Source organism: Streptomyces sp. NRRL WC-3605 (genome assembly GCF_001509795.1).
GTDB lineage: Bacteria > Actinomycetota > Actinomycetes > Streptomycetales > Streptomycetaceae > Streptomyces > Streptomyces viridochromogenes.
Map to the genome: position 1 here is coordinate 1 of NZ_LLZN01000108.1, position 7,256 is coordinate 7,256.

The 7,256-nt window shown below is 73.7% G+C and carries 7 protein-coding genes and 2 pseudogenes; 4 read left to right on the forward strand and 5 right to left on the reverse strand.

From position 1 onward, the window contains the following. The first annotated feature begins 138 nt into the window (after window positions 1-138). The gene (locus ADL34_RS32390) at window positions 139-786 is read left to right on the forward strand and encodes a peptide deformylase (RefSeq protein WP_062671634.1); all 648 of its coding nucleotides are present in this window, start codon (window positions 139-141) and stop codon (window positions 784-786) included. 5 nt (window positions 787-791) lie between these two features. Here ADL34_RS32390 and ADL34_RS32395 read toward each other — a convergent pair whose 3' ends face one another. Then, on the reverse strand, window positions 792-2,225 hold the full coding sequence (locus tag ADL34_RS32395) for a dihydrolipoyl dehydrogenase family protein (protein ID WP_062671636.1): 1,434 nt from the start codon (window positions 2,223-2,225) through the stop codon (window positions 792-794). A gap of 119 nt (window positions 2,226-2,344) precedes the next feature. On the opposite strand from ADL34_RS32395, the gene trxA reads away from it, so the two are divergent. Continuing rightward, on the forward strand, window positions 2,345-2,731 hold the full coding sequence (trxA, locus tag ADL34_RS32400) for a thioredoxin (protein ID WP_062671638.1): 387 nt from the start codon (window positions 2,345-2,347) through the stop codon (window positions 2,729-2,731). A 70-nt stretch (window positions 2,732-2,801) separates the two neighbouring features. Here the strand turns inward: trxA and ADL34_RS32405 are convergent, their stop codons facing one another. The 4 genes and pseudogenes from ADL34_RS32405 to ADL34_RS32415 all read right to left on the reverse strand — a co-directional run bounded on the left by ADL34_RS32405 (window position 2,802) and on the right by ADL34_RS32415 (window position 6,317). Further along, window positions 2,802-4,238, reverse strand: coding sequence for a benzaldehyde dehydrogenase (locus tag ADL34_RS32405; RefSeq protein ID WP_062671640.1), 1,437 nt, complete (start codon window positions 4,236-4,238; stop codon window positions 2,802-2,804). 28 nt (window positions 4,239-4,266) lie between these two features. Beyond that, window positions 4,267-5,439, reverse strand: coding sequence for a 4-hydroxybenzoate 3-monooxygenase (locus ADL34_RS32410; RefSeq protein WP_062671642.1), 1,173 nt, complete (start codon window positions 5,437-5,439; stop codon window positions 4,267-4,269). A 76-nt stretch (window positions 5,440-5,515) separates the two neighbouring features. Beyond that, a pseudogene (locus ADL34_RS36960) lies at window positions 5,516-5,629 on the reverse strand (LacI family transcriptional regulator); the annotation flags it as partial. Window positions 5,630-5,642: 13 nt separating this feature from the next. Further along, the gene (locus ADL34_RS32415) at window positions 5,643-6,317 is read right to left on the reverse strand and encodes a TetR/AcrR family transcriptional regulator (RefSeq protein ID WP_199835667.1); all 675 of its coding nucleotides are present in this window, start codon (window positions 6,315-6,317) and stop codon (window positions 5,643-5,645) included. A 99-nt stretch (window positions 6,318-6,416) separates the two neighbouring features. Between ADL34_RS32415 and ADL34_RS32420 the strand changes: the two genes are divergently transcribed. Then, window positions 6,417-6,980: an NADPH-dependent FMN reductase gene (locus ADL34_RS32420; RefSeq protein ID WP_062671644.1), complete on the forward strand. Its 564-nt coding sequence runs from the start codon at window positions 6,417-6,419 to the stop codon at window positions 6,978-6,980. Between the two features lie 180 nt (window positions 6,981-7,160). Beyond that, window positions 7,161-7,256 (forward strand): annotated as a pseudogene (locus ADL34_RS32425) (MarR family transcriptional regulator); the annotation flags it as partial.

The window sequence follows — 7,256 nt, forward strand, 5'->3', positions numbered from 1 at the left end:
GGTCTCCGGGGGTGGGGACGGGCAGTGCTCGGGCGGTCCGGTAGTCGGACCGGCGGGCCCGGGAGTTCCCGGCACCCCAAGTGACCTGCACCACAGGGAAGTTCAGAGGGCGGCCGGGCCGCATGGCATGCTGGGGCGATGGCTCTTCCGAACGACCGCGCGCCCCTCGCCGAGCAGATCGAGCGGCTTCTCTCCACCGAGGGCCCGCTGCCCCTCGTGACGGCCGGCCACCCGGTGCTGCGGCGTCCCGCCGCACGGTACGAGGGGCAACTGGACGCGGCGCTGCTGGCCCGGTTCGTCGAGGCGCTGCGCTTGACGATGCACGCGGCTCCGGGTGTCGGGCTCGCCGCGCCGCAGGTGGGGGTCGGACTGCGGATCGCGGTGATCGAGGACCCGGCGCCCGTCCCGGACGAGGTGCGCGTGGCGCGCGGCCGCGTGCCGCAGCCGTTCCGGGTGCTGGTCAACCCGTCGTACGAGGGGACGGGACCGGCGCGGGCCGCCTTCTACGAGGGCTGTCTGAGCGTGCCGGGGTACCAGGCGGTCGTGGCCCGGCACGCCGAGGTGCGCCTGCGGGGCGAGGACGAGCACGGGCGCGCCGTCGACGAGGTGTTCACGGGGTGGCCCGCCCGGATCGTGCAGCACGAGACGGACCACCTCGACGGGATGCTCTACCTGGACCGGGCGGAGCCGCGCTCGCTCGCCTCGAACCAGGCGATGGCCGAGTTCTGGGCCGAGCCCGCGCCGGTCGAGGCGGCGCGGGCCCTCGGGTTCGACCTGCCCGGCTGAGCGGGTCAGCTGTCGCGGTACGTCTCCAGCAGCCGCAGCCAGACCTCGCTGATGGTCGGGTACGACGGGACCGCGTGCCACAGCCTGCTGATCGGCACCTGGCCGGCGACGGCGACGGTCGCCGAGTGGAGGAGCTCGCTCACGCCGGGTCCGACGAAGGTCACGCCGAGCAGGATCTCGCGTTCCAGGTCGACGACCATGCGGGCCTGCCCGCGGTAGTCCTCGCCGTACAGGTAGGCGCCCGCGGTCCAGGAGATGTCGTAGTCGACGGCCCGGACGCGGTGGCCGGCCTGCTCGGCCTCGGCGAGGGACAGGCCCACCGCGGCGGCCTCGGGGTCGGTGAAGACGACCTGCGGGACGGCGCCGTGGTCGGCGGTGGCGGCGTGCGCGCCCCAGGCCGCGCTGTCCGGCTCCCCGGGCCCGGAGGCGCGTGCGGCGATGGCCGCGCCGGCGATCCGGGCCTGGTACTTGCCCTGGTGGGTGAGGAGCGCGCGGTGGTTGACGTCGCCTACGGCGTACAGCCATTCGCGTCCGGTGACGCGCAGGCTGTCGTCGGTCTCCAGCCAGGAGCCCGGCTCCAGCCCGATCGTCTCCAGGCCGATGTCGTCGCTGCGCGGGGCGCGCCCGGTCGCGAAGAGGATCTCGTCCGCCTCGATGCGGTCGCCCTGGTCGGTGACGACGACGACCGTGCCGCCCTCCCGGGTCACCGAGGTGACGGAGGTGCCGGTGCGGACGTCCACGCCGGACTCGGTGAGGGACCGGGCGACCATCTCGCCGGCGAAGGGCTCCATGCGGTTCAGCAGGCCCTTGCCGCGCACGAGCAGGGTGACCCGGGAGCCGAGGGCCTGCCAGGCGGTGGCCATCTCGGTGGCGACCACTCCCCCGCCGACCACGACGAGCCGGCCGGGCGCGGCCTGGGCGCTGGTGGCCTCGCGGCTGGTCCACGGCTTGATCTTGTCGAGGTCCGGCAGGTCGGGCAGGACGGCCCGGCTGCCGGTGCAGACGGCCACGGCGTGCCGTGCGGTGAGCACGCGCCGGGTACCGTCTGGGCCGGTCACCTCCACGGTGCGGTCACCCGCCAGGCGGCCGTGCCCGCGGTAGAGCTCGGCGCCGGTGCCCTCGAGCCAGGTGACCTGCCCGTCGTCGTGCCAGTCCTTGGTGACCTCGTTGCGCCGGGCGAGCACCCGCGCCGTGTCCAGGGGGCCCTGGACGGCCTCGGAGAGGCCGGGGAGGTGCCGGGCGTCGGACTGGGCGATGACCGGCCGCAGCAGCGCCTTGCTGGGCATGCAGGCCCAGTAGGAGCACTCGCCGCCGAGCAGTTCGCTCTCCACGACCGCGGTGGTCAGGCCGGCGGCGCGGGTGCGTTCGGCGAGGACCTCCCCCACCGGTCCGCCTCCGAGCACCACGACGTCGTACGCGATGGAATCCGTTTCCGTCATGGGGTCAGTCTTACGGGTGGTGTGCCCGCTGGCCACACGGGTACGTGCGCGGAATACGCGGTTGCGCGGCCGTGTTGTCGCCGATGCTTCGCCCGGACACCCAGGAAGAGGGATACGCCATGAGCAGCACCATGGAGCTCACCAAGGAGAACTTCGACCAGACCGTCACGGACAACGACTTCGTCCTGATCGACTTCTGGGCGTCCTGGTGCGGGCCGTGCCGTCAGTTCGCCCCCGTGTACGAGAAGGCGGCGGAGGAGAACCCGGACCTGGTGTTCGGCAAGGTCGACACCGAGGCGCAGCCGGAGCTCGCGCAGGCGTTCGGCATCCAGTCGATCCCGACGCTGATGATCGTGCGGGACCGGGTCGCCGTGTTCGCCCAGCCGGGTGCCCTGCCGGAGGCCGCGCTGGCCGACGTCATCGGGCAGGCCCGCAAGCTCGACATGGACGAGGTCCGCAAGGCCGTCGCCGCCCAGCAGGAGCAGGCCGAGCAGCAGGGGCAGTGAGGTCCGGTCCGGCGGCCGGACGGGTTCCGCCCCCGGAACCCGTGGGCCCGTGCCGGACCGGCCGTGCCGGTCAGAAGGGATAGCCGGCCACGTCGCCGCGCACCGTCGTCCAGCGCACGTCGGTGAACGCGTCCAGGTTGGCGTCGCCGCCGAAGCGGGCGCCGGTCCCGGACGCGGCGACGCCGCCGAACGGGGCGACGGCCTCGTCGTTCACGGTCTGGTCGTTGATGTGGACGATGCCGGTCGGGATCCGCTCGGCGAGGTCCAGGCCCCGGGCGGCGTCCCGGGTGACGATGCCCAGCGACAGCCCGTACGGGCTCGCCGCGGCGAGGGCGGCGGCCTCCTCCGCGTCGGCGAAGGAGCGCACCGGCGCGACCGGCCCGAAGACCTCCTCGGCGTAGGCCGGGGAGTCGTCGTCGACGCCCGCCAGGACGGTCGGGCGGTAGAACAGCCGCTCATGGGTGCCGCCCGCGGCCAGTTTGGCGCCGCCGGAGGCGCTGGCCTCCACCAGGGAGTGGACCTTGTCCAGCTGCCCGCCGTCGATGAGCGGGCCGAGGTGGACCTGGTCGCGGTGCGGGTCGCCGACGGCCAGGGAGTCGGCCTTCGCGGCGAGGCGCTCCACGTACTCCTCGTACAGCGACCGGTGCACCAGGTGCCGGCCGGTCGTCATGCAGATCTGCCCCTGGTGGAAGAACGACCCCCAGGCGGCCGTCGAGATCACCGCGTCGAGGTCGGCGTCCTCCAGCACGATCAGGGCGGAGTTGCCGCCGAGTTCGAGATGCCCGCGCTTGAGGTGGCGTCCGGCGGCCTCGCCGACGGCCCGGCCCGCGACCGTGGACCCGGTGAAGGAGATCACCGGGACGTGCGGGTCGGCGACCAGCGCCTGCCCGGCCTCGGCGCCGCCCGGCAGGACGTGCAGCAGGTCCTCGGGCAGGCCCGCCTCGGCGAAGACCGCGGCCAGGGCCAGGCCGCCGCAGACGGCGGTGCGCGGGTCGGGCTTGAGGACCACGGCGTTGCCGAGCGCGAGGGCGGGCGCGACGGAGCGGATGGAAAGGATCAGCGGCGCGTTGAACGGCGCGATCACCCCGACGACCCCCGCGGGCACCCGGCGCGTGTACGACAGGCGGGGCGCCTCGGTGGGCAGGACCTGCCCGGCGGGGCGGGAGGCGAGGGCGGCGGCCTCGTAGCACTCCTGGGCGGCGACGTGCAGTTCGAAGTCGGCCTTGCCCGGGATGGAACCGGACTCGCGGACGAGCCAGGTGCGCAGCTCGTCGGCGTGGGCCGCGAACAGGTCGCCCGCCCTGCGCAGGACCGCTGCGCGGGCGAAGTGCGGCAGCCGCGCCCACGCGGCCCGGGCGCCGTGGGCGGCTCGCGCGGCGGCGGTGACGTCGTCCGCGGAGGCCAGCGTGACGGTGCCCAGCGCCTCGCCGGTGGCCGGTTCGGTCACCGTGTGTTCGCCTCCCGAGAGGGGGCGGGGCTGCCAGGACTGGGGGTCGAGCAACGGCATGACGGCTCTCCGTTCGGTCACCGGGGGTTCACAGCGGAAGTGGAAGTCCCGAGTAGTTCGCGGCCAGTTCGGCGGCCGCTTCACGGGATGCGGCGATCCGGCGCAGCCGGGCGAGCTGCACCTGGTGGTCGAAGGCGTCGCCGTCGGGCCGGGTGTGCAGCATCCTGGTCATGTCGTCCGAGAACCGGGTGGCCTGCCACACGCGCTGGAGACACAACTCGCTGTAGTGGTCGAGGACATGGGACTCGCCGGAGCGGTGCCACTCGACGAGTCCGCGGGCCAGGATCCGGACGTCCGAGACGGCGAGGTTGAGTCCCTTGGCGCCGGTGGGCGGGACGATGTGGGCGGCGTCCCCGGCCAGCAGGAGCCGGCCGTGCCGCATCGGCTCGTGCACGAAGGCGCGCATCGGCGTGACCGACTTCGCGGTGATGGGGCCGCGGCACAGCGCCCAGTCGTCGCCGACGGCGAAGCGGGCGGCGAGTTCGTCCCAGACGCGGTCGTCGGGCCAGTCGCGGGCGTCGGTGCCCTCGGGCACCTGGAGGTAGAGGCGCGACACCGACGGGGAGCGCATGCTGTGCAGGGCGAAGCCGCGTTCGCTGCGTGCGTAGATCAACTCCTCGCAGGACGGGGCCACTTCGGCCAGCACGCCCAGCCAGGCGTACGGGTAGGCGCGCGTGTACGACCGGCCGGCGGGCAGCACACCGCGGGAGATGCCGTGGAAGCCGTCGCAGCCGGCCACCCAGTCGCAGGTGAGGGTGCGCTCGCGGCCCTCGTGCCGGAACCGTACGACCGGCGCCCCGCTCTCGGGCTTCTCCACGGCCAGCGCCTCCGCTTCGAACAACAGCGGGGGTCCTTCGGCGAGTTGGAGCGCCACGAGGTCCTTGACGACCTCGGTCTGCGCGTAGATCGTCACCGTGCGGCCGCCGGTGAGGGACGGGAAGTCGACGCGGTGGCGTTCGCCGTCGAAGCGCAGTTCGATGCCGTGGTGCACCAGGCCCTCGGTGTCCAGCCGCGCGGCGGCACCGGCTTCGCGGAGCGCGTCGACGGTGCCCTGCTCCAGCATCCCGGCGCGCTGCCGCTGCTCGACGTACTCCCGCGACCGGCTCTCCAGCACCACGCAGTCGATCCCGGCGCGGTGCAGCAGCCGGGCGAGGAGCAGCCCGGCGGGGCCGCCGCCGATGATGCCGACCGTGGTGCGCATGCACGCCTCCCTGGCGTCGACGCCGTGTGCCCGCGCGCGGTCCGGCCGGAGCCGCGGTACGCCACGGTCACCGCGGGTCGGCCGGCTCCGCGTGTTCACGGCCGGACGGCCGTTCGATGTGGACCGTGCTCAGCCTAGGCGGCGGCAGCCGTCCGGGCATCAGGTCGTCGGCACCGATCTTGGCCGGTTCCGCGCGGGGTGCGTCAGACGTCGGTGCCGGTCACCCGGGCCACGAGGTCGACCCAGCCCTTCTCCAGCCGCTCCAGGGGCATGCCGCGCTGCCGGGTGAGGTGGCTGATCAGGGCGGGATCGAGGGAGGCCAGGAGCGTGTGCGCCAGCAGTTCGCAGTCGGCGCCGGGGCGGATCTGCCGCAGCAGCATCGTGACGTGGGTCTGCAGGGCCTGCTGGAAGGGGTGGGCGAAGCGCCGGGAGGCCTCGGGCTGCGCGGCCAGCTGCAGGTCCAGCTGCTCCACGTACCGGTAGAGCACGGCGAGCCCGAAGGCGCGCAGCCGGTCGACCGGCGGCGCTCCCGGGCCGAGCGGGGGCGGGCCGCCCATGAAGTCGGCCTGGAGGGTGCGCGCGGAGTGGTCGAGCAGGGCCAGGAGGAGGCCGGTGCGGTCGCCGAAGCGGCGGAAGACCGTGCCCTTGCCCACACCGGCCGCCGCGGCGACGGCCTCCATGGTGACGCCGGCCGCGCCGTGTTCGGCGATCAGCCGGGAGGCGGCCTCGAGCAGCCGGGCGCGGTTGCGGGCCGCGTCGGCTCGCAGGCAGGGCTCGTCGGAGGCGGTGCCCACGTCGAGCACCGGGGGTGTGCCGAGAGACTCCTCCGGCTGCGGGAAGGACGGCAGAGCGGCGGACATGAAGCCAGCGTAAAGCATCGGGAATGAAACTGGACCGCAGTCCGCTTAGGATGCTAGAAGTTAAACGGACCCCGGTCCGGATCGTTTCGGCAGTGTTTCAGCATCCTTGGAGTTCGTATGTCTGTTCGCATCCTCGCGCTCGTCGGCAGCCTTCGCGCCGGTTCGCACAACCGTCAGCTGGCGGAGGCGGCCGTCAAGCTCGCTCCCGAGGGCGCCGAGGTCGTGCTGTACGAGGGCCTGGCCGACATCCCCTTCTACAACGAGGACGTCGACGTCGAGGGCACCGTCCCCGCCGCGGCCGCCAAGCTGCGCGAGGCCGCCCAGGCCGCCGACGGGTTCCTGCTCTTCTCCCCCGAGTACAACGGCACCATCCCCGCCGTCCTGAAGAACGCCATCGACTGGCTGTCCCGCCCGTACGGCGCCGGCGCCTTCGGCGGCAAGCCGGTGGCCGTGATCGGCACCGCGTTCGGCCAGTACGGCGGCGTGTGGGCGCAGGACGAGGCCCGCAAGGCCGTGGGCATCGCCGGCGGCAAGGTGCTGGAGGACGTCAAGCTGTCCATCCCGGGTTCCGTGACCCGCTTCGCCGAGACGCACCCGGCCGACGACGCCGAGGTCGCCGCCCAGCTGGCCGAGGTGATCGCGCGCGTCCACGGCCACGCGGGCGAGAAGATCGCCGCCTGACGAGACACCCCCTGGGGGCCGGAGCCGAGCGCTCCGGCCCCCTGCGGCATCCGGCCCGCCGGGCATCGGCCCAGGAAGAGCACGGCGCTTGCTTGCATGCGCGCTATAGCCGCATCGGCGGGAAATTGCGCCCATGTCCTATCCTGGAGAGACCCACTCTGTACGGAGGACTTCGGGGCCATGACAGCGACCGATCCCGCACTCACCGCCCTCGCCCAGGGCTGGTGCGCCCTCTCCCTGCTGCACGGCAGGATCGAGGCCCACATCGAACGCGCC